19 protein-coding genes are annotated in these 24,390 nt (G+C 63.9%); 7 read left to right on the forward strand and 12 right to left on the reverse strand.

The annotated features are described in order from the left end of the window. The first annotated feature begins 64 nt into the window (after window positions 1-64). From ABR323_RS14080 to ABR323_RS14090, 3 genes are all read left to right on the forward strand, one after another. Window positions 65-1,876 (forward strand): copper resistance system multicopper oxidase, encoded by a 1,812-nt coding sequence (locus ABR323_RS14080; protein WP_439449749.1) that lies wholly within the window; start codon window positions 65-67, stop codon window positions 1,874-1,876. Then, complete coding sequence (locus ABR323_RS14085; protein ID WP_439449750.1) at window positions 1,873-2,907, forward strand: copper resistance protein B; 1,035 nt, start codon at window positions 1,873-1,875, stop codon at window positions 2,905-2,907. The genes ABR323_RS14080 and ABR323_RS14085 overlap by 4 nt, the downstream gene beginning before the upstream one ends. An 81-nt stretch (window positions 2,908-2,988) precedes the next feature. Next, the gene (locus tag ABR323_RS14090) at window positions 2,989-3,501 is read left to right on the forward strand and encodes a GNAT family N-acetyltransferase (protein WP_439449751.1); all 513 of its coding nucleotides are present in this window, start codon (window positions 2,989-2,991) and stop codon (window positions 3,499-3,501) included. Window positions 3,502-3,576: 75 nt separating this feature from the next. Here the strand turns inward: ABR323_RS14090 and ABR323_RS14095 are convergent, their stop codons facing one another. Next, a complete protein-coding gene (locus ABR323_RS14095) occupies window positions 3,577-3,897 on the reverse strand; it encodes a zf-TFIIB domain-containing protein (RefSeq protein WP_135274837.1) in 321 nt (106 codons plus the stop codon). A gap of 150 nt (window positions 3,898-4,047) precedes the next feature. On the opposite strand from ABR323_RS14095, the gene ABR323_RS14100 reads away from it, so the two are divergent. Beyond that, the gene (locus tag ABR323_RS14100; RefSeq protein ID WP_439449752.1) at window positions 4,048-4,815 is read left to right on the forward strand and encodes a CPBP family glutamic-type intramembrane protease; all 768 of its coding nucleotides are present in this window, start codon (window positions 4,048-4,050) and stop codon (window positions 4,813-4,815) included. A gap of 92 nt (window positions 4,816-4,907) precedes the next feature. Further along, on the forward strand, window positions 4,908-5,330 hold the full coding sequence (locus ABR323_RS14105; RefSeq protein ID WP_439449753.1) for a response regulator: 423 nt from the start codon (window positions 4,908-4,910) through the stop codon (window positions 5,328-5,330). A gap of 77 nt (window positions 5,331-5,407) precedes the next feature. Here the strand turns inward: ABR323_RS14105 and ABR323_RS14110 are convergent, their stop codons facing one another. Next, on the reverse strand, window positions 5,408-6,346 hold the full coding sequence (locus tag ABR323_RS14110; protein WP_439449754.1) for an alpha/beta hydrolase: 939 nt from the start codon (window positions 6,344-6,346) through the stop codon (window positions 5,408-5,410). An 84-nt stretch (window positions 6,347-6,430) separates the two neighbouring features. Further along, window positions 6,431-7,282: an alpha/beta hydrolase gene (locus ABR323_RS14115; protein ID WP_439449755.1), complete on the reverse strand. Its 852-nt coding sequence runs from the start codon at window positions 7,280-7,282 to the stop codon at window positions 6,431-6,433. A 176-nt stretch (window positions 7,283-7,458) separates the two neighbouring features. Between ABR323_RS14115 and ABR323_RS14120 the strand changes: the two genes are divergently transcribed. Both ABR323_RS14120 and ABR323_RS14125 read left to right on the forward strand, forming a co-directional pair. Further along, the gene (locus ABR323_RS14120) at window positions 7,459-7,797 is read left to right on the forward strand and encodes a hypothetical protein (protein WP_439449756.1); all 339 of its coding nucleotides are present in this window, start codon (window positions 7,459-7,461) and stop codon (window positions 7,795-7,797) included. 260 nt (window positions 7,798-8,057) lie between these two features. Further along, window positions 8,058-9,380, forward strand: coding sequence for a tyrosine-type recombinase/integrase (locus tag ABR323_RS14125; protein WP_439449757.1), 1,323 nt, complete (start codon window positions 8,058-8,060; stop codon window positions 9,378-9,380). A gap of 275 nt (window positions 9,381-9,655) precedes the next feature. On the opposite strand, the gene ABR323_RS14130 is transcribed toward ABR323_RS14125, so the two are convergent. From ABR323_RS14130 to ABR323_RS14170, 9 genes are all read right to left on the reverse strand, one after another. Then, window positions 9,656-10,195: a hypothetical protein gene (locus ABR323_RS14130; RefSeq protein WP_439449758.1), complete on the reverse strand. Its 540-nt coding sequence runs from the start codon at window positions 10,193-10,195 to the stop codon at window positions 9,656-9,658. Between the two features lie 201 nt (window positions 10,196-10,396). Next, a complete protein-coding gene (locus ABR323_RS14135) occupies window positions 10,397-10,819 on the reverse strand; it encodes a hypothetical protein (RefSeq protein ID WP_439449759.1) in 423 nt (140 codons plus the stop codon). A 515-nt stretch (window positions 10,820-11,334) separates the two neighbouring features. Then, a complete protein-coding gene (locus ABR323_RS14140; protein WP_439449760.1) occupies window positions 11,335-12,267 on the reverse strand; it encodes an SOS response-associated peptidase family protein in 933 nt (310 codons plus the stop codon). Window positions 12,268-12,321: 54 nt separating this feature from the next. After that, complete coding sequence (locus tag ABR323_RS14145) at window positions 12,322-12,960, reverse strand: hypothetical protein (RefSeq protein ID WP_439449761.1); 639 nt, start codon at window positions 12,958-12,960, stop codon at window positions 12,322-12,324. 397 nt (window positions 12,961-13,357) lie between these two features. Next, window positions 13,358-20,365: a host specificity factor TipJ family phage tail protein gene (locus ABR323_RS14150; RefSeq protein WP_439449762.1), complete on the reverse strand. Its 7,008-nt coding sequence runs from the start codon at window positions 20,363-20,365 to the stop codon at window positions 13,358-13,360. Next, window positions 20,356-20,751, reverse strand: a complete 396-nt coding sequence (locus ABR323_RS14155; RefSeq protein WP_439449763.1) for a peptidoglycan endopeptidase — start codon at window positions 20,749-20,751, stop codon at window positions 20,356-20,358. Before ABR323_RS14155 ends, ABR323_RS14150 begins: the two co-directional genes overlap by 10 nt. Further along, entirely contained in the window at window positions 20,751-21,212 is a 462-nt protein-coding gene (locus tag ABR323_RS14160) for a DUF1833 family protein (RefSeq protein WP_439449764.1), read from the reverse strand. The genes ABR323_RS14155 and ABR323_RS14160 overlap by 1 nt, the downstream gene beginning before the upstream one ends. Next, on the reverse strand, window positions 21,209-21,565 hold the full coding sequence (locus ABR323_RS14165; RefSeq protein ID WP_439449765.1) for a hypothetical protein: 357 nt from the start codon (window positions 21,563-21,565) through the stop codon (window positions 21,209-21,211). Before ABR323_RS14165 ends, ABR323_RS14160 begins: the two co-directional genes overlap by 4 nt. Beyond that, the gene (locus tag ABR323_RS14170) at window positions 21,565-24,330 is read right to left on the reverse strand and encodes a phage tail tape measure protein (RefSeq protein WP_439449766.1); all 2,766 of its coding nucleotides are present in this window, start codon (window positions 24,328-24,330) and stop codon (window positions 21,565-21,567) included. The genes ABR323_RS14165 and ABR323_RS14170 overlap by 1 nt, the downstream gene beginning before the upstream one ends. Window positions 24,331-24,390: the final 60 nt, after the last annotated feature.

Consider the following 24,390-nt stretch of genomic DNA (forward strand, 5'->3'; position numbering starts at 1 on the left):
CCGTGCGCCCTGCGCACCGTAGCCGGCCGCCTGCCGGCGTCTTTACGTGTCTGGAGTCACCACCATGAATACCCGCATTCCCCCCGGTCCGGGCGCTGTGCCCATGCCGTCGCGCCGCCTGTTCGTGCAGGGCCTGGCCGCCGGTGGCGTAGTCGCTGGCATCGCCGCTGTCGGCGTGCCGCAGCGCGCGCTTGCCGCCGCCACTGCCGCCCCACGCCTAGCCGGCGCCCCCGCCGTGCTCAGCGACACCCGCATCGAACTGGCCATCGGCGAATCGCTGGCCAATTTCACCGGCCGCACCCGCCCGGCGATCACCGTCAACGGCTCACTGCCGGCCCCGATCCTGCGCTGGCGCGAAGGCCAGACCGTGGACCTGTTCGTGCGCAACACGCTGCAACGCCACCCGACCTCGATCCACTGGCACGGCATCCTGCTGCCGGCCAACATGGACGGCGTGCCCGGCCTGAGCTTCAACGGCATCGGCCCCGGCGAGACCTACCACTACCACTTCGAGCTGAAGCAGTCGGGTACCTACTGGTACCACAGCCACTCCATGTTCCAGGAGCAGGCCGGCCTGTACGGCGCGCTGATCATCGACCCGGCCGAGCCGGCGCCGTACCAGCACGACCGCGAGCACGTGATCATGCTGTCCGACTGGACCGACATGGACCCCGGCGCGCTGTTCCGGCGCATGAAGAAGCTCGCCGAGCACGACAACTACTACAAGCGCACCCTGCCCGACTTCCTGCGCGACGCCAAACGCGACGGCTGGTCGGCGGCGCTGTCCGATCGTGGCATGTGGGGCCGGATGCGGATGACGCCCAGCGATATCTCCGACATCAACGCGCATACCTACACCTACCTGATGAACGGCACCGCCCCGGCCGGTAACTGGACCGGGCTGTTCCGCAGTGGCGAAAAGGTGCTGCTGCGCTTCATCAATGGCGGATCGATGACCTACTTCGACGTGCGCATCCCCGGTTTGAAGATGACCGTGGTCGCCGCTGATGGCCAGTACATCCATCCGGTCAGCATCGACGAATTCCGCATTGCTCCCGCCGAAACCTACGACGTGCTGGTCGAACCCACCGGCCAGGATGCGTTCACCATTTTCTGCCAGGACATGGGCCGCACCGGCTATGCCGCCGGCACGCTGGCGGTACGCCACGGGCTGCAGGCACCGATTCCCGCGCGCGACCCGCGCCCGTTGCTGACGATGAGCGACATGGGCCACGACATGGGCGGTGGTGGCCACGGCGGTCACGACATGGCCGCGATGAAGGGCATGGAAGGCGGCTGTGGCGCCAGCATGGGCCACGGTGCGCCCGCCGGCGGTGATACCGCCAGCAAGGCGCCGAAGCACCCGGCCAGCGAGCGCAACAACCCGCTGGTGGACATGCAGAGCTCGGCCACCGAACCGAAACTGGACGACCCCGGCATCGGCCTGCGCGACAACGGCCGCCAGGTGCTGACCTACGGTGCGATGCGCAGCCTGTTCGAGGACCCGGATGGCCGCGAGCCGAGCCGCGAGATCGAGCTGCACCTGACCGGTCACATGGAGAAATTCTCCTGGTCGTTCGATGGCATTCCGTTTGCCAGCGCCGAACCACTGCGGCTGAACTACGGCGAGCGCATGCGCATCGTGCTGGTCAACGACACCATGATGCAGCACCCGATCCACCTGCACGGCGTGTGGAGCGATCTGGAAAACGCGCAGGGCGAATTCCACCTGCGCAAGCACACCATCGACATGCCACCCGGCACGCGCCGCAGCTATCGCGTGCGCGCCGATGCGCTCGGCCGCTGGGCCTACCACTGCCATCTGCTGTACCACATGGAAGCGGGCATGATGCGCGAAGTGAGGATCGAAGAATGAGCCGCTCACTGCTTTCCCCCAGCCTGCTGGCCCTGGGCCTGGCTGCCGCAATGCCGGTGTTCGCGCAGTCGCACGCCGGTCATGACATGGCCCCGATGGAACCGCCCGCGAAGACCGCGAAGTCTGCCAAGGCGCCGGTCGAACAGGTCGATCATTCGAAGCTGGATCATTCGAAGATGGATTCCGGCGCCATGGATCACGCCGGCATGGACCACTCGAAGATGGACCATGGCGCAATGCAACCGGCGGCGATGGACAACGCCACGATGGACCCTTCCAGGATGGATCATGCGGCGATGGGTCACGGCACGCCCGCTCCCACCGAACCGCGTGAGCCGATTCCGGTCCCCACCGATGCCGACCGTGCCGCCGCATTCCCGCCCATCGCCCACGGTGCAATGGAGCATGCACCGGAGATCAACAGCTTGCTGCTGATTGACCGGCTTGAACACTGGGATGGCAAGAGCAGCAACGGCCAGGCCTGGGAGGCCACGGGCTGGATCGGCGGCAACATCAACCGCCTGTGGTTGCGCACCGATGGCGAACGCAGCCGTGGCCGCACCGAGTCATCGTCGCTGGAAGCGCTGTATGGCCGCAGTGTGTCGCCGTGGTGGGACGTGCTGGTCGGCGTGCGCCAGGATTTCCGCCCAGCCGACTCGCGCACGTGGGCGGCCATCGGCATCCAGGGCCTGGCGCCGTACAAGTTCGAAAGCTCGGCCACGCTGTACATGGGCTCCGGCGGCCAGGTGCTGGCCAAGGCCGAGGTGGAGTACGACGTGCTGCTGACCAACCGTTTGATCCTGCAGCCGCTGCTGGAAGCCACCGTTGCGGCCAAGGACGAGCAGGAGTACGGCATCGGCCGTGGCCTGAACAAGGTGGAGGCCGGTCTGCGCCTGCGCTACGAGTTCAGCCGCCGCTTCGCGCCGTACATCGGCATCAGTCACGAACGCAGTTTTGGCGACACCGCCGACTATGCCGGTGACCACGCGCGCGACACGCGTTGGGTCGCTGGCGTGCGCATGTGGTTCTGAGCAGCGTTACGTGAGCAGTGGCCAGCCCCGGCAGCCGCCGGGGCCGGCTACACTGCGCCACGTTCCAATGCAGGCACCGCCATGTCGTTGCAGATCCGCCGCGCCACCCTTGCCGATGTCGACGCGCTGTCGGCCATCGCGATTGCCACCTACAACGAAACCTGGGGCGATTCCTATCCGCCGCAGGAGCTGCACGATTTCCTGCAGGATCACTACAGCAGCGAACCGCAGCGCATCGAACTGTCCGACCCACGCAGTGCCATCTGGTTGCTGATGGACGGTGACGCCGTGGTTGGTTATCTGGCCGCCGGCGCCAACACCCTGCCGTATGCGGATGCACGCGAGGGCGACATCGAACTGAAGCGGTTCTACATCCTGGCCGCACACCAGAACGGCGGCCACGGCGCGCGCCTGATGGACGCGTTCATGGCCTGGCTGGACCAGCCGCAGCGCCGCACCCTGTGGGTGGGTGTGTGGGAAGAAAACTTCGGTGCGCAGCGCTTCTACGCGCGCTATGGCTGCAGCAAGGTCGGCGAGTACGACTTCGTCGTGGGCGACACCCACGACCGCGAGTTCATCCTGCGGCGGCCGTGATCGCGTCTCTGTAGAGTCGAGCCATGCTCGACTATGGCCTGCAACATCCAGTCGAGCATGGCTCGACGCTACTAATTAGAAATCGAACAACTCGGAGAGGAAGCTCTCCTTCTTCTTTTTCTTGTAACCGTGGCCATGCTGCTGGCCCCGGTTGTCCTCGTAGCGCTGGCCAAGATGGCGGGTGTCACGGTGCATCACCGGTGGCGGTGCTGCCTGTGGCACGGCCTGCACCGGTGGCGGCACGGCTGCCCCTGCCCCGGCACCCGCTCTCTCGATGATCTTGTCCAGCTCACCACGGTCCAGCCACACACCACGGCAGCCGGGGCAATAGTCGATCTCGATGCCATGGCGTTCTGCCATCTGCAGGGTCTGGGTCTTGCACACGGGGCACAGCATCGGCATTACTCCTGTCGGTCTGACAATGACTGTACCTGCCCTGTGATGACTGTGCGGCAACGCATGACCGATGACACAGGGACTTCCGGCGCGTGCCGGTGCAGCGGCAGTACCCCCACACTGCACCCCTGTTCCGCAGGGAATGCGTACATGACCTTGCTGTCCCGCCTGCCCACGACCGCGCGTCTGTTGCTGGTCCTGCTGGGCGTCGGCCTCGGCCTGAACCTGCGCGATATCGCCGCAGCCATCGGCGTACCGATTCCCGCACTGCCCATCCCCTATGGCGGCAGCCTGCTCGACAACGCGCTGGCGGTGCTGACCGCGCTGTTGCTGGCTGCGCTGTTGCGCCCCCGTGGTATCGGCCTGCTGGCCAGCCTCGGCCTGAGCGGAAACGGCTGGCGCGGGCCGATGTGGGTACTGCTGGCCAGCCTGCCGTGCTGGCTGGGCCTGGCACTACTCGGCACACCAAACAAGGCAGTGACCGCATTGGATGCCACGATGCTCGCAGTGCTGTTCCCGCTGGCCGAGGAAGTGCTGTTCCGTGGCCTCGGTTTCGTGCTCCTGGTGAAGATCGTACGCGGGCCATGGCTCCTGCTTGCCCTGCCTCAGGCACTGCTGTTCGGCTGGGTCCACTGGCTGGGCTTCGGCGGTTTCGAGGGAGGTGGCATCGCCCTGTTCGTCGGTGCGGTGATTGCACTCGGTGGCTTCATCTTCGCCTGGCTGGACCATCTGGACGGCGACACGCTCTGGTGCGGCCTGGTCCTGCACGTGTCGATGAACCTCGCCTGGAATGTGTTCAGCCTGGACGACGCCGTCGCCTTGGGCTGGCAGGCCACCGGCCTGCGCATCGGCACAGCCGTGCTCGCGGTCGCCGTCCTGGCCTGGCACGTGCGGCGTCGGCGCCAGAGGCGCCTGTAACGCCCACTTAGCTTGCCGTGCACGCCGGGATCACTACCGGCTTGCGCATACTTGCGCGCCTTTTCACCGTAGCTGTCCGGAGTTGTCGCGTCATGTTGCTGTCCAAGCGCCACGTTGAACCCCGTGTCCTGCTGATCGAGGACGCGGAGGAAACCCGCGAACTGAGCCGGCTGGCGCTGGAAAGCCAGGCCTGCCACGTGGTGGGCGTGAGCTCTGCCGAAGCGGCGCTGGGCCTGCTGGCAGCCGGTGAGCGTTTCGATCTGCTGTTCACCGACGTCAATCTGGGCCTGATCAGCGGCATTGAAGCCGCCAACCGGGTTCGCAGCCTGTATCCCCAGCTGCCGATCCTGGTGACCTCGGGCATGGACCAGCACCAGGTGCTGCCACAACTGCGCGACGGCATCCATTTCCTACCCAAGCCCTACAACATGAGCGAGCTGCTCGATGCCATCCGCCTGTGTTTCCGCCATGCGGATGTGGGCGTGTTGACCGCGCCGGATGCACAGGCAGCGTGAGGCATTGATCCACGCATGACGTGAATCTACGTCAACACCCCCGCTGGATCCGCGCCGTGCGTGGATGGAACCGGGCATCAACCGCCGGTATACGGCCCTTCGCCCGGCATCACCTCCAGCAGTGCACGAGTGATCACCCGCGGGTAGACCGTCAGATGGTCCTCACCATCGATCACCACGTTGTCCACCTGCAGCTTGCGGCCACTGCGCTGCAGCTGCGCAGTGAAGTCTGCAGTCTGCCGCAGCATGTCGTTGCCGGTTGAATAGCGCGGCCCCGGCTTGACGGTTTCGTAGCTGCCCACCGACAACAGCACGCGGGTCGACTGTGCCGGAATGACGGCACTGTCCTGCAGGCGCGGCAGCAGAAGCTGATCGAACCACAGCGACGGACTGGACAGGATGTAGGTGCGGAACATGTCCGGGCGCGTGGTCAGCACATAGGCGCCGAACAGAGCACCATAGGAATGACCAGCGAACATGCGCCGGGTGGGATCGGTGCGATAACGCGCATCGACCAGCGGCAGCACTTGCGCCGCCAGGAAATCGCGATAGTGCGCGGCACCGCCGTAGGTGACGTCATCGCTGCAATAGCCATCAACCGTGCGCGCGGGGTTGCTGGGCGTGTAATCGCGCGAGCGGCTCTGCTTCGAGGTCAGGCCTTCCTGCGGCGGCAACCCGACCAGGATGAAATCCTCGATGTTGACGCCCTGCTGCCCCACCAGGTTGCGCACGCTGCGCACCAGCGGAAAGCTGTACAGCGCATCGGTCACGTACAGCACCGGATAGTGCTTTCCGGGGTGCGCAGCGTAGCCGGCCGGTAGCGCCACCCAGATCGGGTAATCGCGCCCCACAGGGTCATGTACGCGCAGCGCTTCGGTGTCCGGCAGCACCACGCCCGGCGCGGCGGTTGCTGCGCTTTCCTTCGCGTCACTCTGCGTTGCCGGTGGCGTCACCGACATCGCACATCCCGCCAGGGTCAGACAGGCCGCTACACTCCATCCACGCACACGCTGCATCCGCGCTCTCCCGTTGCGGGCGACGCACCCAGGTGGCGCCGCTACCGCATCCTCACATGTCGTGCCGCGCGGCGCCACGCCGGGTCAAGGCGAGGCCGGGGGTGGTGCCGGGAACAGCGTGCGCAGCGCCTGCAGCGCGGCCGGGTGGTAGATCGTGGCGTGGGTTTCCTCGGGCAGCGGCAGGTACTTCACCAGCGGCGACGGCGAGGTCTGCTGCAGCAGTGCGGCCAGTCGTGCAGTGGATGCGGCCAGTTCCGGCTGCCCGCTGCTGGCCAGGAACACGTGCGGCTGTGCGCGCGTCACCGCCGACAGCTGTTTGGCTGCGCCGGCCAGCATCGTGCCTCGGTTCCACCACAGGCTGGGGTCCAGCGCGATGTAGCTGTTGAACAGTGTCGGCTCCTGCAGCAACGTCTCGACCACGAACAAGCCTGCCAGCGATTCACCGATCAGCGCGCGCTCGTCGGTAGTCGGGTAGCGCAGGCGCACCTGCGGCATCAGTTCATCGCGCAGGAAGCTGCGGTAGGCCGCCGAGCCACCGATGCGCGGCGCGATCTTCTGGTCCTGTGGGTCGTTGCTGGGGCCGGTCATGTCACGACGACGCTCGGTGTTCTCGATGCCGACAAGCAGGAACGGACGCATGCTGCCGTTGCCGCTCAGCACCTGTACCAGTCCCGCCACATGCAGGAAGTCTTCGCCGATGCCGCCATCAGGCATGTACAGCACCGGCAACGGCGCCTTCGGGTCCAGGCCCCACGGCTGCGGGCGGTAGACATTGATGCGGCGGGTCTCGCCCAGTGCCTTCGACTCGATGGTGAAGGTTTCGCCGATGACCAGTGGGGTGGCGGCAGCAGCCTGTGTGGGCGGTGCGGGTTCGGCGGCCATCAGCGGAGTGGCGGAGACAGCGGACAACAACAGCGACAGCACGATCAGACGCATGGGAAAACCCACCCTGAGAAAGCGCTGAGCATAGACCGCCGGAGGCATTGTCGTTCGCGGCGCTTTGCCGATCTACCGGAACTGGAGCACCATGGAGTCGGTGATGGTCATGGAACGGGCACCTTGGCTCACAGGCTGGTCACCGCCACGCTCATATCCCCAAGGAGGAGGTTCCCATGTTGAGTGTATTGATCGCCACCACCCTTGCTGCTGGTTCACCGCAGGCAAGCAGCGCTCCCCCAGCATCCGCAGCGTATGCAGACTGCCTGCTCGCCCACCTCCAACCGGGATTGTCCGACCGCGCGATCCCGCTGCTGCAGCAGGCCTGCGTCGCGAAGTATCCGGAGAGCTACGTCGCATATTCAGAACTGGAACGCCGGATCAGCGCGCAACGCCGGGCCGATTTCGATGCGGCTCAAGCGGAGGCGGCGCGTTCCGCGAATGCGGCAGCGACGGCTGCGCAGGAAGCTGCCGACGCGGCGGCCGCAAAAGCCAAGGGAATGCGGGCGAAGTAGAGGCCCCGAACCAGGGCAACAAAAAAGGCACCGCATTGCGGTGCCTTTCTGAATGACCTGGGTCATTGGATGCAATGGTGGGCCGTGAAGGATTCGAACCTTCGACCAAAAGATTAAAAGTCCTGCGCGACGCGTTCCAGTACGTTCCAGCCTGACCCATTCGTTAAGCTAAGTGTCTGATTTTACATTCCTTAGCGTTTCAACCAGTCCCAGCTGGCACCCTGCATGCCCACTCAATGTAGGCACCAAGTAGGCACCAGATGGCGAAGGGAAATGGACAACTCACGGCTCGCGGCCTCGCCGCACTCGCGCCCGGGGAATGGGCCAACGACGCAGCCACACATGGTGCTGGAGTCCTGCAAGCTCGCAAGCTCGCATCGGGTGCTGTCGGGTTCTACTACCGCTACACCGGTCCCAATCGAAAGCAGGACCGCCTCAGCCTCGGTAGCACCCTGAGCCTCGCAGAAGCACGTGCTGCTGCAGCTGCCTTGGCACGGCGCTACCAGGCCGGCGATCGCGACCTCCGCGCCGCACTGCAGGCGGAAGAGGCGGCCGCTGCGCGAGCACAGGCCCGAGCCGAAGCCGAGGCCAACGCGCTGAGCACTGCGACGCTAGGCGCCCTAATGACTGCCTACGCTGGGAGCCTCAAGGCGGCAGGAAAGATCAGCGCCGGAAATGTGGAAAAGGCGGTGGCCCTGCACGTAGAGAAGGCCTGGCCCGAACTCTGGCGCCGGCCGGCGGCCGAGGTTGAACTGGACGATCTGATCCCGGTGTTGGCGCGCCTGGTGGAAGCGAAGAAGCTGCGGGAGGCTGGAAAGATCCGGTCGTACCTCCGGGCCGCCTACTCTGCCGCCATTCGCGCCAAACAGGACGCTGCCGCGCCATCGGCCCTGCGAGTGCTCAACCTGTCCAGAAACCCCGCCCAAGACCTGTCCACCATGGACAGTGGCACACCCCGCGAGCACGCCCTTTCCATCTCCGAGCTGCGCGCCTATTGGCGCCGGATCTCGGCCATGCCTGACGCTCGCGGTGCCATGCTCCGGTTCCATCTACTGGTCGGCGCCCAGCGCATCTCGCAGATGGCCCGAATGGTGGCCACCGATTTCGACCAGGATCACCAATCCATTCGGATCTTGGATATCAAGGGCCGGCGGAAGCGCCCACGCGTCCATGTAGTGCCGCTGATCGCGCAGAGCGCAGCAGACCTAGCCAAGATGCACGGGGAGAAGCTCGGCGTGCACCTGTTCACTATTAGCGACGGCATCGAAGCAGTCACCTACGACGTGTTCCGTGGCGCGCTGGACCGGGTGGTGGATGAAATGGCTGCCGCCGACGAGCTTGAAGGACCGCGGTTCACTCCTGGCGACCTGCGCCGAACCGTCGAGACGCGCCTGGCTGCAGCCGGCTATTCGGAGGAAGTGCGGGGCCATGTGCAGTCACACGGCCTCAGCGGCGTGCAGAAGCGGCACTACAACAAGTACGAATACGATGCGGAGAAGCGCGGCGCGATCGCGTCGCTGTATGAGCTGCTGACCGGCCAAGGAGCCACCGTCACAGAGCTTCGCCCGAAGGCTGCCGTCTAAAACGGAAGGTCCTCTGGGAGATCCAGCGCTGCCAATCTGTTCGCAGCGCGCTGGTTCCCGCTGGCAGAGGCTCGGAGTCGGGCTGCACTGCGCTGGCGGCGGGCCCGAGCCTTCCAACTACCCGAGCGGTCGGATTCCAGTGCGCTGGCATGCTGCAGCTGAGCGGCGGCGGTCGTTTCGAGGCTGGCTTGCTTTCCGGGCGACTTATCCATGCAGCGAGCATGCCGCACAGGTGTCGCTGTAGCCGCGACGCGGAGCGCCTGAAGGGAGACGGCTTACATCTGCAGCCTTGGCAGTTGAGCTCGTCGCCGGGCCTGCTGAATCTCCCGAACGATGCTCTCTTGGTGCCTGGCGACCCATATCTCGGCGCCGGCTTTCCCCTGCTGCAGGCTACTGCACGTACGAACGGGGCGACGGCCCTCGGGGAAGTCGATGTGCAGGGCCAGAACCGCCTGCAGCGGGCCACGCGGGTTGTCCTGGTGGATGGCCACCACCCACTGTTCGCCGTAGGCAATCACAGTGCGTTCCTTCGCCTTGGGGCTGGGCTTGATCCAGCGGAATCCACGCGGGAGCCCCTCAATAGTTGGCAGCGGCGCAAGATCAGTGCCGCCACCAAGATCCGCGATTGCCTGTGTCTCTGGAACGCCCGGGTACAACTTGGCTGCCGCTCGGCTCTCAGCGTAGCGCCGGCCTTCCTCAGGCGTGCGCATACGCACTTCTTGCGTCTCCCACATCTTGCCCAAGTCCAGCCACACGACGACGCCGCCACCAGGCTCTGCCCGCACTGTGGCCACCTCCCTTGCGTTCCAGATCATCGCCCATCGATCGCCACGGTGGACCCAACCAGCCTGGTAAGGCTCGGGGCTGCTGGCGCCTTGGTATCCGTGTGAAGGAAGCATGTCCGGAGGATACGCCCGGCCGTCTCAGAAGCTGCGATTCTTAACGCATCGGTACCTGAACCGTTCTGCGTCGCGAAGGCAACGCCCGCAGCAGAATCGCCGCGGGCGCGCCTTTCCTCAGACTGCGTACCCCATATGGGCCAGGACCGTCTCCTTCCACTTCAACTGCTGCACGTCAGTTCCGCGCAGCTGCTTCTTGTGTACCTGCAGGAGAACGCCGAAGGCCTGCCCCATGGGCGTCAAGCACCACTGGCCATCGCGCTTGGCCTGGAGACCACAGCCCTCCAACAGCTTGTTGAACTTCTGCGCAGACAGGCCGTGGCGCCGGCCCAGTTCCGTAGGCGTGAAGCAACGAACGCCTTCGATGACTACTGCGACCGGGGCAGCCTTCCGCCAGCTTTCGGGAAACTCCGCATCAGGCAAGTTCGCCGCCTGGAGCAGCTTTCCGGTCGGGAACGTGAAGGGAACACCGCCAACGATCAGGCTTTTGCCGGAGATATGACGGGAAACACCTGGTACAACGCTTTTACACTTTTGCATGGTGATGGACTCGCATTGTGCAGTCCATGAACCACGGCAAGTTGACGTTCGCTAGCAAGACGCTATGATCGCCGACAGCCGTTAGGGAAACCTAACTGCCTTACATTCATCGCTGCAAACGGTGAATGTATGTGCCGTAGTACATGTACTGCGGTTCTTGACGTAGGTGGCCTGAGGATCTCTTGGTCGGGACCTCGGGCCATCTTTTTTTGCCGGATCAGTACCTTGTAAACCGCGCCAAGGCGTGCTGACGTCCGACAGCCCGCAAGATAGTGGGGGTAATGGGGTCCGTCAACGCCAAATGTAGTGAAATTCGGCAATCCCTTGTGCCACAAGGCTTCTGCCATCGGCGCCCGATACCCTTCCAATAGGACGCTTCAGACCTGCTGGAACGGGTTGCGCAGTCAAGCCCGAATCGTGTATTGGCGGTGGCACAAACGCACACCACAAACGGAACGATGACAGCTTCACATGACAGTGGCTCCGCGTCGTTGGAGAGCAACCACTAGAGCAAGTCAGGCAGCGATTCGGTGCTCGTAGAACGGGTGCCGCTTATCGTCAAAGATCCGGTATAGCTCGGCTAGGTCCGCTGGATCCGGATTGAGCCAGGCGTCCACGTGCTCAGGCTTGATGTTGACGATGGTCCGGTCGTGGCCAGCAGCGGCCACCTCGGGCTCCGGGTCGTCGGTGATGGCGGCGAACGACAGCAGATCCGGCTCCCGGCCGGCAGGATCCTTCCAGTGCGACCAGAGGCAGGCCACCAGCATCGGCTCGCCAGTGCGCGGCGTGAACTGCACCACCTGGTTCTTGCCGTCCGGCCCCTCCACGTTCTCGTAGAAGGTATCGACCACCAGTAGGCCATGGGTGTGGCCGAAGGCCGGCGCCCAGAACTTCTCCAGGCTGTCGCGGCGGGCGTTGTAGGTGCCCGGGAAGCGCTGATCGTAGTTGGCCGGCTTCCCGGCGAGCCGGCACTGGTAGCGCATGGGCCTGATCACCAGCTTGCCTCCCTCGGAGACGATCACCGGGGCATACACGCCGGGGAAGATCCGGCTATCCCGGTCCTTGGGGTCGGTACGCTTCAGGTCGGCCAGCTTGGCCAGGGCGCGATCGATCTTGTTGCCGGCGATCCGCACGTCCTCCCGGGCCTTCTTCGTCTCCTTCACCTGCAGCGCGCGCTCGGCGTCGGCCAGGCGCTTCCGATTGGCGAACAGCTCCTGTTCCAATACCGCGGCCTCGGCCCGGTTCCACTGCTCGACCTCGGCCCACACTGCCAGCTCCGCCGGACTCGCGCCCGCCCGGAAGGCGTCATCCATTGCCTTCGGGGTCTTCGGGCGCTTCTTCCCCGGATCGTGGGCGTAGAGCGCCGCAAACTCCTGCAGCGACAGAGTGGCGCCGGTCATTCGGACCAGCTTCTGGTAGGCGGCGGTGATCTGGGCGGAGTAGCACATGGCCGCTATCTGGCCGCAGCATCCGTCTCCGCGATGTGATGGCGAGCTGTGCTGTCAGTGCCCCGTTACGTCAATCACCGCGGTCATGCCCAGCTGGTTGAAAGTCTGGCTCTCCCCGGCCGGTATCAGCGCTGTGCTGCCGGCCGTGTAGAACCGTTGCGGCCCCCACCCGTTGCGGTTGGGTCCGCTGATGCGGTAACCCACCGGGACCTGCGTCTGCACCCACGCACGGCACGTCACGGCCGCGTAGCGCCGCCCTGCTGGCACGTCCACCCACTGCTGAGTTGTGCTCGATCCGTTCGCCGGGGGGAACACCTGGATGATTCGCATGGGCTTACCTGCGGTCGAGAACGACAGGCTGCCGTCATCCCGGAACAGCTCGAAACCGTAGTTGGCCCGCTGATAGACCCCCAAGTCATAGATCCAGAGCGTTCCGGCCACCCTGGTTGGCTGCGACCCGGCGTAGATGCGCACCAGCCAGTTTCCGCCACCTTCATTCACCAGCACAGGCACGATCGGCTTACCATCGTCTTCCGCGATTGCGGCAACGATTGGGGTGCTTGCCTGGAACCTCCGCTCGATCATCCGCGTGAACGCGGGTTGCCCCGCAATCTCGTAGACCACGACGCCGGGCTCGGCAAAGTCGATCCGGTGCCGAAGGTGAAAGTTTGGGTAGTCCGGCGAAATCTGCACGTGCGCACCATCGTCGGTCCACGCCTCCATTCCTGCTGGCATATCAGCTCCATCCTATGAACGCGGTGCAGGGCACCAGTTGGTAAGCCGGCGCGCCGCCGCCAGTCACGTCCGCATACCAGTAGACGCGACCATCCCGGTACACCAGCGACGGCTGCCGACCCACCCATCCCGGAGGCGGCACGATGCAGTAGAAGAAGTCACCGGTTGGTACATAGGGAATCGCCACAGAACCGCCGTGGTTCGAGTCCGTTCCAATGGACGTCACGAACCCGGCAAGTCGCGTGGTGATATCGATATCGATGCTTCCGTCATCGTTGAACGTTTGAAAGCCCGTGGGCACAGATCACCTCACACAATGGATGAGGGGCAGCCATCCACGGCTGCCCCATATCGATTACGGCCAAGTGCCCCAGCGCGCCTTGAACCGCCCCCACTCGTCATACGCGCGCCAGTGCCCGTCGCTGTACTCCGTTCGACGGCCACCGGAAGGCGACGAAACCCGGAGCACGTCGGCGAGAATGTTGAACTCCGAAGTTTTCCCGGTCACACCAAGGGACAGACCCGCCACGTAGCCGTCTGCGCGCACGTTGACGCCCCACTGCGCAGACGACTCCATACCCCCCGCCGTCCACGCGGGCGGCTGTGTTGCGCCGTCCGCCACCTGACTGAGCATGGGACGGAACATCCAGAAGTACGGTGGGTTGGCTGCTGCGTTACCCGACGATCGAACGTCAATCGCCACCCGCGCCGACACCGCACCTGCCGGTGCCTTGCCTATCGCAAAGGATCGGGGCAGAGACGACAGCCCCCCCGTGGACGCATTACCCCCGTTCTCCGGCTGATACAGGGCATACGACGAGGACATGTGCTGTCCTGCCGCGTTGTACCAAGCGATGGTAAGCCGGGAGTCTACGCGGTGCGTCTGCATCCACGCGGAGAAGCAGTAAGTCTTCCCCGCCTCGACGGGCGAAAATATCTCAGACCCGAAGGTGCGCACCTCGCCCACGGCAGTGTTTCCTGCCGCCTTAGATCCGATGCCCGTAACGCCTGGGGGTGCCCAATCGGCCCAGCCGCCCGTGGGATTGCCTAGCTCCGAGAACCACGCGCCTGCGTTGCTCCACCAACCCCAGCCAGTACGCTGCCACATGGGGAACGTGGTGTTAGCCAACAGGTTGCCGGACTCGCCCAGGGTCTTCACGTAGGCATCCATGGTCTGCACCACGGACGCCTCCGCCTTTCCGCCGAGCGACGTCTGGATCCCCGTAATCTGCTGCGCCTGCGCCGACTGCGTCTGCCCTTGCTGCGTCACCTTGGTACTGAGCTGGTTGAAGCCGCTGGCCGACACATCGCCCACCTGCGTCTTCAGGCTCACCAGGTCCTGTGCAGTCGCGTCCAGCTTGGTGCCCTGCTGGGTCACCGTCGTGGTGAGCCCGGCCGTTGCCGCGGCATTGGCGCTAATCGCCACCTCCTGGGTGATGTCGTAAAGCTCGATTCGGTCGATCAACACCGTGGCCTCACTGCCGGCCGCGCCACGGTTCGTCACCCAAATGTGGTGCAGCACATCCGTCCGCTCGTTGCCGACGGTGTGCTCCATCTCGTAACGCGTCCATACGTCGGTCAGGGTCGCAGTCGTCTGGTCGCTGTTGCCTTCGCCTGCCGCCGCGCCGTCACGCACCCTAAGGCGGGCCGTGATGGTCGCGGCTCCGGCAGTAGCGCGCGCCACGATCACCGAGCGGAATTTGCGGTTGACCCCCTTGGCGATGGTGGTCCAGCGGTTGTTGTTGGCGTACACGCCCGGCGAAGACGTGCCGCCGGCCTTGCTGATCACCTGAATCGCTGAACCCTTTTGACCACCACCATCCATCCAGGTCACGTCACCATTCTCTGCACTGGTGCCGTTCTTGATGAAAGGGGCCATGCCGCTGTCGAACGTGGCATTCGTGTTGATGTTTTCTCCACGGTTGGACCACGCGTTGATCGACACGCCCAGGTTGGTGATCTGGTCTGCCTGAGCGTTCGCCTTGCCTTCAGCAGACGTCATGCGGGTGGAAAGCCCGCTGATCGCCTGAACGTTGGCGTTGGTGCCGTTGATCGCCTCCTGACCGCTCGGGCGGTACTCCGTCGCCACCAAGCCGCGCTGGAATTGCACGTTGTCGATCTCGATCCAGAGCGGCCCTGCACCACTGGCCGTCTGCCGACCCACATATACACGAGCACGCTCGGCGACGTCATTGGAGCGCGCAGGCAGAATCAGGCGCTGCCACTGACCCGTGGCGATGACGTAAGGCAGGGTGATCGTACCTAGTCCAGTCGTGCCAGCCTCGTTGAACCACACAACGAAGAGCTGCAGTCGCGAGCCCGCTGTTGCCCGGACCCAGCTGGACAGCACATAGTCGGTCAACTTCTCGACCTTCGTGTACCCCGTGCCAGGACCCGCACGGTTCAGCCCGCACCAGTCATTGTTCCCCAGAGCCGTCCACTCAAGCCGGACGGCCTTACCGCCGCCGGTCAGCGGAGAATCAACCGATGAGAAAGCACCACCCACGTCGCTGCGGATGCGCTCCAAGTTCCAGCCGGTCGGGGCCGCGGTGACGACTGGGGCGTCTTCCATGCTGCTGTTCCACAGCAGGTTATCCCCACCGACGGACTGCATTTGGCCCTCCAGCGTGGTCACGCTCGAGCTGGTCGCTTCGACCTTCCCCTCCGCAACGGTCACCCGTCCGGCCAGGCCGCTGATAGCGGTGGTGTTAGCGGACGTTCCGCTCTCGACCGTGCCAACGCGATTAGTGAGCGAAGTGATCAAGTTGGACTGCGAATCAATCTTGCCTTCCGCACTGGTGACGCGGCTGCTCAGGCCCTGCTGCCCTTGCGCCAATGCAAGTACCTCGGTCACCTCCTCCAGTGCAACGTCATCGACCCACAACGTGCCGGCAGTGTTGTCGGCCAGGATACTCAGCTTCAGTCCGGTGATCGAAGTGTTCTCGGGGATCGAGTAGACGGCGCTCAGGTAAGTCCAAGCCGCTTTGTCAGACGTGAAGAACGTCGCGCCGCCGATCAGCTCCTCGTTCTGATTGGATAGCCGCATTTTGCTGTTGCCAGGGGTGCCGTTGAAGTCAGGACTGCTGCGATACCAACACCCATAGCGATAGACCTTTCCGGGTGTTATCGGCATCGCTGAGCGGCCGTTGGCATAGGCAGCCTTCTGGCGAACAGCGCCGGGGTCAAAGCGAATGCACTGACTTCCTCCGCGGCCCTCCGTCGCCGGCCACGTGGTCCCGGTAGCCCCGGGGTCATGCGTCCAACCCACGTCCTTGCCAGCTTGCCATGTGCCGTTAAGGACCAAGTTGGAGCCTTGTGCGACCATCGCCGGCAGCTGCGACTTCACCTGCAGAAGATCGCTTGCATTCGCTTCGTCGCCGCTGACCCTGGCCTGCTGCTCAGCCGTGACGCTGGCTTCTGTCGCCACCTTTCCCGTGCCAGCTGGCATGCGCACTTCCATGGCGCTGATGCGGCCAACCTGGGCGCCGTCCGCCGCAGCCCGGGCAGTGCGTTCGTCCGCGATGAAGCCCTGAGTAACCTGAGACAGGTCACTGCCGGTGTACTGCCCTCTGATCTGAACCGCCAATGTGTTGCGCTGGGAGGCCTCTGCCGAATCGGCTGCAATTCGTGCTTGAGTTTCCTCCTGCACAAACGCGATGCTCGCTCCGGGGTTGGGCCTGCCGATGGCTACCCAATCCATCAGGTAGTAGTTGGCGGCAGTCTGCGAGGCTCCAAGGTAGATCCGGATGGCGCTTACAACGCCTGGCCACCATGCCACGTCCTGAACATCCAAGGTGGCCACACCGTTGGCATCCCATTTTGGCTCTGGAATGCTCACGCTCTTTTGGGCGTTCCAAGCGGCATCGGATGCAGTTATCCACTGCATGCCGCCTTCCCACACCGGTGTGCCGACGCGCTTCACGCGCAGCTTCACGAAGCGATATGCGCCCCCATCCACGGCCAGTGCAAGCGGTGACTGCACCCAAGGAGACGCGGCCGCGTTGGCTGGCCGCAGCCAACCGTCGACCAAGGTCGGCGTGCCGTTTCCGGTCCACCCCTCCACCGTCTTGTCGAAGTACCAGATCACCGAACTGTCGAACTGAGTGCCGCTGCCAGCAGCCACCTCAGATAAGGCACGCGAAAGCGACTCCACCTCACTCTGCCGAGTGAGCTGTTCCTGAGTGATTGCGGCCTCGCGTGTCAGCTTCTCATTGAGCAAGCCTTCTACACGGGCAGCACTTTCGTCAGCGACTGCTTGAATCGCGGCAGCATCGGCCTGTGCGCGCGCCGTCGCTTCTGCGGCCAGATCGCGGGCAGCCTGCGACAAAGCCTCAGTACGCGCAGCCGCCTCGGCCAGATCGGCATCAATTCGGTCACTGATCTCCTTGGCAAGGTTCCGGCCGTGCTCGTCCAAGCCTTCCTCGACGCCACTGATCACTTCACCGAGGTTTGCCTGCAGGCTCTTGCGTACAACCCGCATGGTGTCGGACAAGGTGCCGCTGGTATTGCGCGACCGGCACGCAAACGTCCACAGACCCGCCTCAGGTACTACTGCCTCGAAAGGCGCAGTGTGGAAGCCTGTTTGGCCCACAGGCATCATCGCCTCCCAGCTCGGCTCCGCTACGTGCCCAGAAACGTAGCGGATCTCAACGCCTGCAAAGTCGGGCGATCGCATCGTGTCTTCCAGCCAGCCCCAGGTGTAGAGCCGCACCCCGCCGCTTCGCTGCTCAACATCGAACAGGTCCACCAGCACCGGTGCCATGCCAGCGGCAGAAGTGATGTAGACGCCCTGCACAGCTGTGCCTGGTAGCCCATCGGGTGAATGGGGCCGTACAACGACCGTGTAGCGCCCTGGGCTCGGAATGCGCCACGTGGCCGTCCGCGTAGTGGTTTGGGCAACGTCCTGCAGCTCTCCGCCCACGCCGGCGGCGCGTACGACTACATTCCCCACCGGGCCACTGATATCGAAGGTGGCCGTCAGCTCGGTGAACACTGTATCGCCCTGCACCACCTGGTGCTCGGTGATTCGTAGATTACTGGCCACCGGTCGAGTTTGCAGCGACGACCCATTCTCCGGCGGCACGTACTTGCCGGTCAGGACGTAGTTCCAGAACTCTGGGCCCTCCGGCACCACACGAATGGCGGCCCCCTTGAGCCCATCCTCTGGCTCAATGCTGGTCACGCGCACCCGGTAGCCAGGCGTCTGCTTGAAGTCATAGATCCACAGCGTGTCGTGTGCCGGGTTCTCTTCGCTGTCGCCAGGCAGCGCTGCGTCATCAGGCCATGCCTCAGCCAACGTCAGAACGTCACTTTCGCCCGTGAAGGCCTTGACCTTGAGCACCCGATACACCCGCTCTCCGGGGATCCGCAGGCCAATGAACGCGCTTGCGCCGGCGCGGTAAGGAACAGGCTCGTCAAGAGTGAGCTGCACGTCCGCGCCGACTCGCTGGGCTGCCACCACCCGGCCGCCAAATCCCCATTGAGTCATGTCGTGCTGGAGCGCGAGCACCGACAAGCGCTGGTAACTCAGGTGCTCGATATCGGTGCTGTAGCCGATGTCCTTGTACTGATACAGCGACTGCGCCAGGTGCCACCGAGCCAGCCGCGCAGCGTGTTGCTCCGAGGTCACACCTTCGCCGCTGACCTGCGCAGGGTTGAGCATCGTCTCAACTCCGGGAGCTGGCACACGCAGGGTCTTGGCCTGCCAGTCCGCCGGGTCGATATAGGTGTATTCGATCCCATCAGCGGAGCTGACCAGGCTGTAATCGACCTGAAACTGCCCCTTCTTGATCGTGGCCATGTTGACCACACCGGACAGCGGTTGATCCTGGGCCGCCCACACCACTCCGAGTCGGCCACCGGCCCAGCTGATCTCACCGAATCCAGCCCGCGCGATGGCCGACAGAACATCGCCGTGGCTGCGCACGTCCCTCACGTGGTTGTCGTAGGTGTAGCCATTGGCTGCACAGTGCAGGGAGAAGGCCTTCCATGCCTCCAGATCGATCTGGGCATCGGTCAATGTCATGCCGCCCAAGAGCCGCCCGGCGCGCCGAATTCCACGGGCGTAGGCCACGCAATGAGCACCGGGGTTGCTCGACTCCTTCACTACCCATTCGGAGCCGTTCCACTCCGGGATCGGATCAGCCGCGGCGACGCCGCGGATCTCGTCGGGAGCACCGTTGAGCTGCCCCGTTGCCTTAATGCGCAGGCCTGAACGAGCCACACCGGTGTAATCGGCGTTGTCCTGCTGGACGCTGGTCAACGTTGTCCACTGGAAGTCGTTCTTCTGGGTGTTCTTACCCGAATAGTTGCCCTCGCCCAGGCTCCTTACGCGGACGTCGTACTGCCCCAATGCCACGTCACGGCTGAGGGTCGCCCGTCGCACGTCGAATCGGTCGGAATGATACTTCTGGCTCGCAAGAGGCATCCAGCTCAGCGTGCCCACCGGGCGGTACTGCGCCTCGATCGTTTCACCGATGGAGTACGCTTTGCCGCTGGTGCCGGTACCGCCGAGGATGTACTCCAGATTGATCTGGATTCGCATCGTGTTGGCGCTGGTGGTTCGCTCCACCCAGCTCTTGTCCTTGGGCAGCTCCGCGCCATCAATGGTGTCGGCATTGCTGTATAGCGGAATGGCCTGGTCGGCCATTTGGCTGTAGCCGGCGTGATAGACCTGCACGCCCTCGTAGCTCGAAAGCGCTGTATCACCGTTGTAGAGCTGCTCGATGCGACCCACATTGATGCCGGCGCAAAGCAACATGCCCAGGTACTGATCGTTGCCTTCAAACCACGAGTAAGGCTTGCTGAGCAGGTCCGGCGTGATACGGACGCGGCCGAACAGCAGTGGCAATGGCTCATACGGCCGCATCTGATTCCGAGCGCTGCTGATCGAGTAGACCGACTCGGCCTGCCGGTTGTCCGGCTTGGACGCCTTCGGCGCCAGCACCTTGTTGATCAGCATGCTGCCGGCCATGAACATGCCCGCGCCAATTGCCGCTGCAGCGCCAGCTGAGACGCCAAAGGTGGTCGCGATCCAACCAGCACCGACACCCATCGTGAAGTAGGCAAGCACGGCCATCGCAACGAATCGCAGGGCCGACCGCCCTACTCCGCCCCTGACCTCAATCACCTGGCCGTGCTTCGGCCGCACGTGGTGCCACAGGTGTCGCTCAACGATCCGGCCACCAATTGCAACGTCCCAGCGCTGGCCATCCAGCTCCGGCACGTTACGCATCAACAGCGAGTACAGGCTTTCGCCGGCACGCAGCTCCCAGGTCACGTTGCGCTGGCCATCCACGAGCAACGGGTGAGGCGTGATGATCAGTCGTCCCGGCTCAACAGGCTGTTCTTGCATCAGGCCCATGCGTAGTAACCCTCGATTCGAAGCCCGAATGCGGGCAAGTCACGAACACGGTGCAGAACGCTGCATCCGCTTTTTTCGTTGCTGTGAAGAACCCAGCCCTCATGAGCCAGGTAAAAAAAAACCCCGGCATGGCCGGGGCGCTTGTGTGGGGTTTCGGTCATTAAGACCAGGTCGCCGTCATGCGGCGAATCCGTTGGCGTGCACATAGGCCTAGAAAGGCTTCCCAGGGCTGCCTGCCCTTCGACCCCTCTTGGCCTTCGCCCCGGCATCCGAACGTCGCGCGCGAACAGCTCGCGCTGAACCAGCGCAACGAGATCCGCGCAATCCATCTCGGCCTCGTCGTAGGGGATTCCTACGAAGCGCTCCGCATCCTGTAGCGCCCCCATCAGAACAGCCCCGGCGCGTTGAACGGCGTGTAGCGCAGGCGACTCGCCTGTTGCCGCATGATCGCGTCATATCCGCACTGCGCGGTGGCCGTTTGCCCATTGACTGACACTTGGGTCATCGGCAACTGATACCGCCGCTCGATCATGTTCGGATCTGCCCTATCGCTCACCATCAGGACAGCAGTCACCAGATCGTCTGGTTGCAGCTTCTCCAGATCCTCGGTGATACCCAGGCCGACGTTGTCCAAGGTCAGGACCGCCCTGGCAGTTTGTCCACTTACATCGTTTGGGAGCTTGAAGCCAAACGGAACACCGACATACTCGACACCGTTACTGGTCCAGTTTCGGGTGTCGTTGACGATCCGAAGCGTCTCGGTGAATGACGGCGCGGAAACTTCAAGGAACAGCAGAATGCCGTCGGGATCGGTGATCCTTTGCCTGCGCTCGGTGAATGAGCTCATCGCATGTACTCCACAACGGTGTCCATCTTGAAGTCTCCCGTGAGCTTCTCGTCTGGCACCAGGTCACCAAGAGCGCCATTCTCGAAGCGCGCTTTGATCGTCTGGCCTGAGTACGGGTGCACCATCTCGAACCAGCCGATGCGCTTGATCACATCGAAGTACCAGCTCTCGAACGTGGTCGCATCCCCGATGCTGGCGAAGTAAAGCGTCATGGATTGCTTTACGAGCACCTGGCTGTTGAGCAAGCGCTGCTTCGGCAGGCCGCGTTCCATTTCAGTTCGCTCGACCGAGGGGTCGAAGGAACGCACCTGCCCATCGAAGGTTACCCGGGCAACTGCCGGAAAAATCTCCATCAGATTGAATCCTTTAGACCAAAACGGTCCCGAATGGCCGAGTAGGTTGTTCCTGACCCGCCAGAGATGCGTCCACCGATGAACTTGTCGACCTGGCCCAACATGACGTCAATGTCGAAGCCGCCATCGCGATTGCGCGATGCGGACGCTGTAGTACCGGCAGGTGCGTTCATCACCCGCACGTTCAGTGCGGCGACGCCGCCTACTCCCGGCGTCGCGCCGGCCACCACCCCGCCCTCTGCGTAGCCGCGAAGGCCCCTGCGCATGCCCTCCACGATGCCAACACCGCCGGCCCTGGCGATATCGGCCTGAGACCAGACCACCTCGCCCTTGTGCACGATGCCAGCCGGTTCGTACTTACCGCCGGCACCGGTGTAGCCGCCATCGGCCTTGCCGCCGCGCAGCAGCTTTTGGAGCAGGTCACTATTGATCGCACCGGTACCGCTTGTGACCGCCGCGTTGCCGGCCGCATTGATGCCGCCGGTCAAAGCGCCGAGAGCACCATTGAGCCATGACCCGCCTATGCCCGCCATTGCCTGACGAATCTGGATTCGCGCCAGATCCGCCAGAATCGAGCGGGTCATGTCCGAAAAGCTGACCTTGCCTGTCTGCGTGAACTTTACCCAGACGTCTTCAAGGCCACTGAACACCGAGCCGACAACACCCCCCATCTGCTGGGCGGCGTTGCTGGCCTGCTGCCTGTAGTTCTCCCAGGCGGCTGCGGCCCCAAGAAGCCAATTGCTCTCGGCGGCCTGCAACTCTGTGTAGCCATCTCGGATGGCCTGAACCCTGTCCAGGGTCTTGGCGAGCAGGACCGCCTTCTCTTCGTCGTAGGTCGAGCTGTCGATTTGATCAGCATTGCGCTGCAGCGTGAGCTGCCGCAGCTTCTCGGCCTGGTCGTCGTACGCATCGTTGATCCGCTGCTGGATCTCGTACTGACGATCCCCCATCCCGACCTGGGCAGCGCGCGTTTCGAGGTGGCGCCGGAGTGCCTCATTACTGGCCTCGAGCGCGTCGGTGTAGGCGTCGATCGCGGCCTTGCGCGTTTTAGCCGACCGCTCTTCTTCGGTCGCCAGCACCTGCAGCCTTGCCGCCCCCTCTGTCCGCACCTTGGCCAACCGGGCTTCCAGCTCGCCCAGCTGGCGCTTTACCGTGATGCCCTCTTTGCCGGCCACGTTCTGCCTCTGGAGGAACGCAATTTGCGCTTCCAGAGAGCGGGCATCCGCATCGGTGCCAGCCTGTATCAGCTCCCGCATGCGGCTGTAGTAGGCCTCGGCAGTAATCTGCCGCGCGGCATACTGCGCGCGCAGCGTCTGTGTGCTGGCGGCGATGGTCGCCTGTTCCTGCACCAGATCGTCCTTATAGCCCTGCAGGCTTGCGCCGCGCGCAGCTGAGCCATTGCCCGCCTTGGGCTTCTCCTTGTACTTCTTCTCGATCGCCTCGACCGCCGCCGCGCGGCGCTGTTCGATCTTCTCGACCTCGGCAGTCAGCCCGACTGCCTGGGCCTTCTTCCGAGCAGTCTCGGCCTCGCCATTGATCCGATCGATCTCCGTACGCTTCTTCTGGATCTTGGATTCTTGCCTTTCGATGATGCCGTCCATCTCCACGACGAAATCCAGCGATGCTGCCTGCGCACCTTTCAGCTCCGCATCCTTCCGCTCCTTCGACAGGTCAGCGGCAATCTCCTTGATCTGCTTGGCTCGCGTCTCAATGCGCTGTCGATACTGGAATACCCATGCAGCGCTCATGCCATCGGCGACGCCCCTATTCATCGTAGTAGCGTCACGCTGATTGGCCAACAACAGCTGCTGCATCTGTGCGGCCAGGGGCCCCGCACCGGTGCTTGCTTGCATGGCCCTCCATGCCTTCGTCGCCTCCACCCACAGTTCCTTGAATCCGCGAATGACCGGGTTCTGGCTTGCCCTCACCCTCGCCAAAGCCATCTCGGTTTCACCAGCCGAAGCACGCGTGATTACGGTTACCGCATCTTGCGTCCGACCCTGCTCCTGCAATGCCTTGACGTGCTCATAGAGGTCGGTGGTCATAAAGTTGACCTGGTCATTGAGCTTCTGCGCGTTCTTGACCGGATCCTCGGCCAGCTTCGCGTAAAGGGCGACGGTCTCTTCCAGCGCCTGCCCGCTGATTTCCTTCATGGCCACGGCCGCATTGGCTACGGCTTGCAGGTTCTGCGCGGCGATCTTTCCATTCGATCCAACAGCCTGCGCCGCCTCCGCGCCGGCGCCGGCAGACACCTGCAGCGCATCGCTGGTCTTCTGCGCCATATTGACCAGCGTCAACGTCGTTGCTGCCGCTTCGTTGCGCGACAGCACCAGCGCCTTGGTATACGCCTGCGCCTGCTTTTCCGCGTCGTACCACGCGAACACCACCAGGCCCACGGCGGCGGCAGCCACGGTGAAAGGGTTCACCATCCCCAGCAGCGCCGACGACACGCCTTTCAGTGCTGGCTCGACGCCACCGAAGCTGTCCTTGATCTGGCCGCCCTGTTGCACCAGCACGGTGAAGAAGGGCATGCCACCCTGCAGGCTGGTGAAAATGTCGGTGAACTGCGCAGGCAACTGGCGCATTGCCTGCGCCGTCTGGCCAGCAGAGACACCAAGATCGGTGATCGGGTTCTTCGCCGGCAGTGGCCGGCCGGCCTCGCTGCGCACTTCGCGCAGCTGCCGAGTAAGCACACCCAGACCCTGCCGAATGTCGGCCAGGTCCGCGCTGATCCGGACACGCAGGTTGGCAGATGGCTCAGCCATGGGTTGGTAACTCCTTCGGAGGTTGAGCCGGCGCGTTGCCGGTCATCAGGTTCTGGAACT

Origin of the sequence: Stenotrophomonas sp. ATs4, assembly GCF_051861585.1 — a bacterium.
Taxonomy (GTDB): Bacteria; Pseudomonadota; Gammaproteobacteria; order Xanthomonadales; family Xanthomonadaceae; genus Stenotrophomonas; species Stenotrophomonas maltophilia_AS.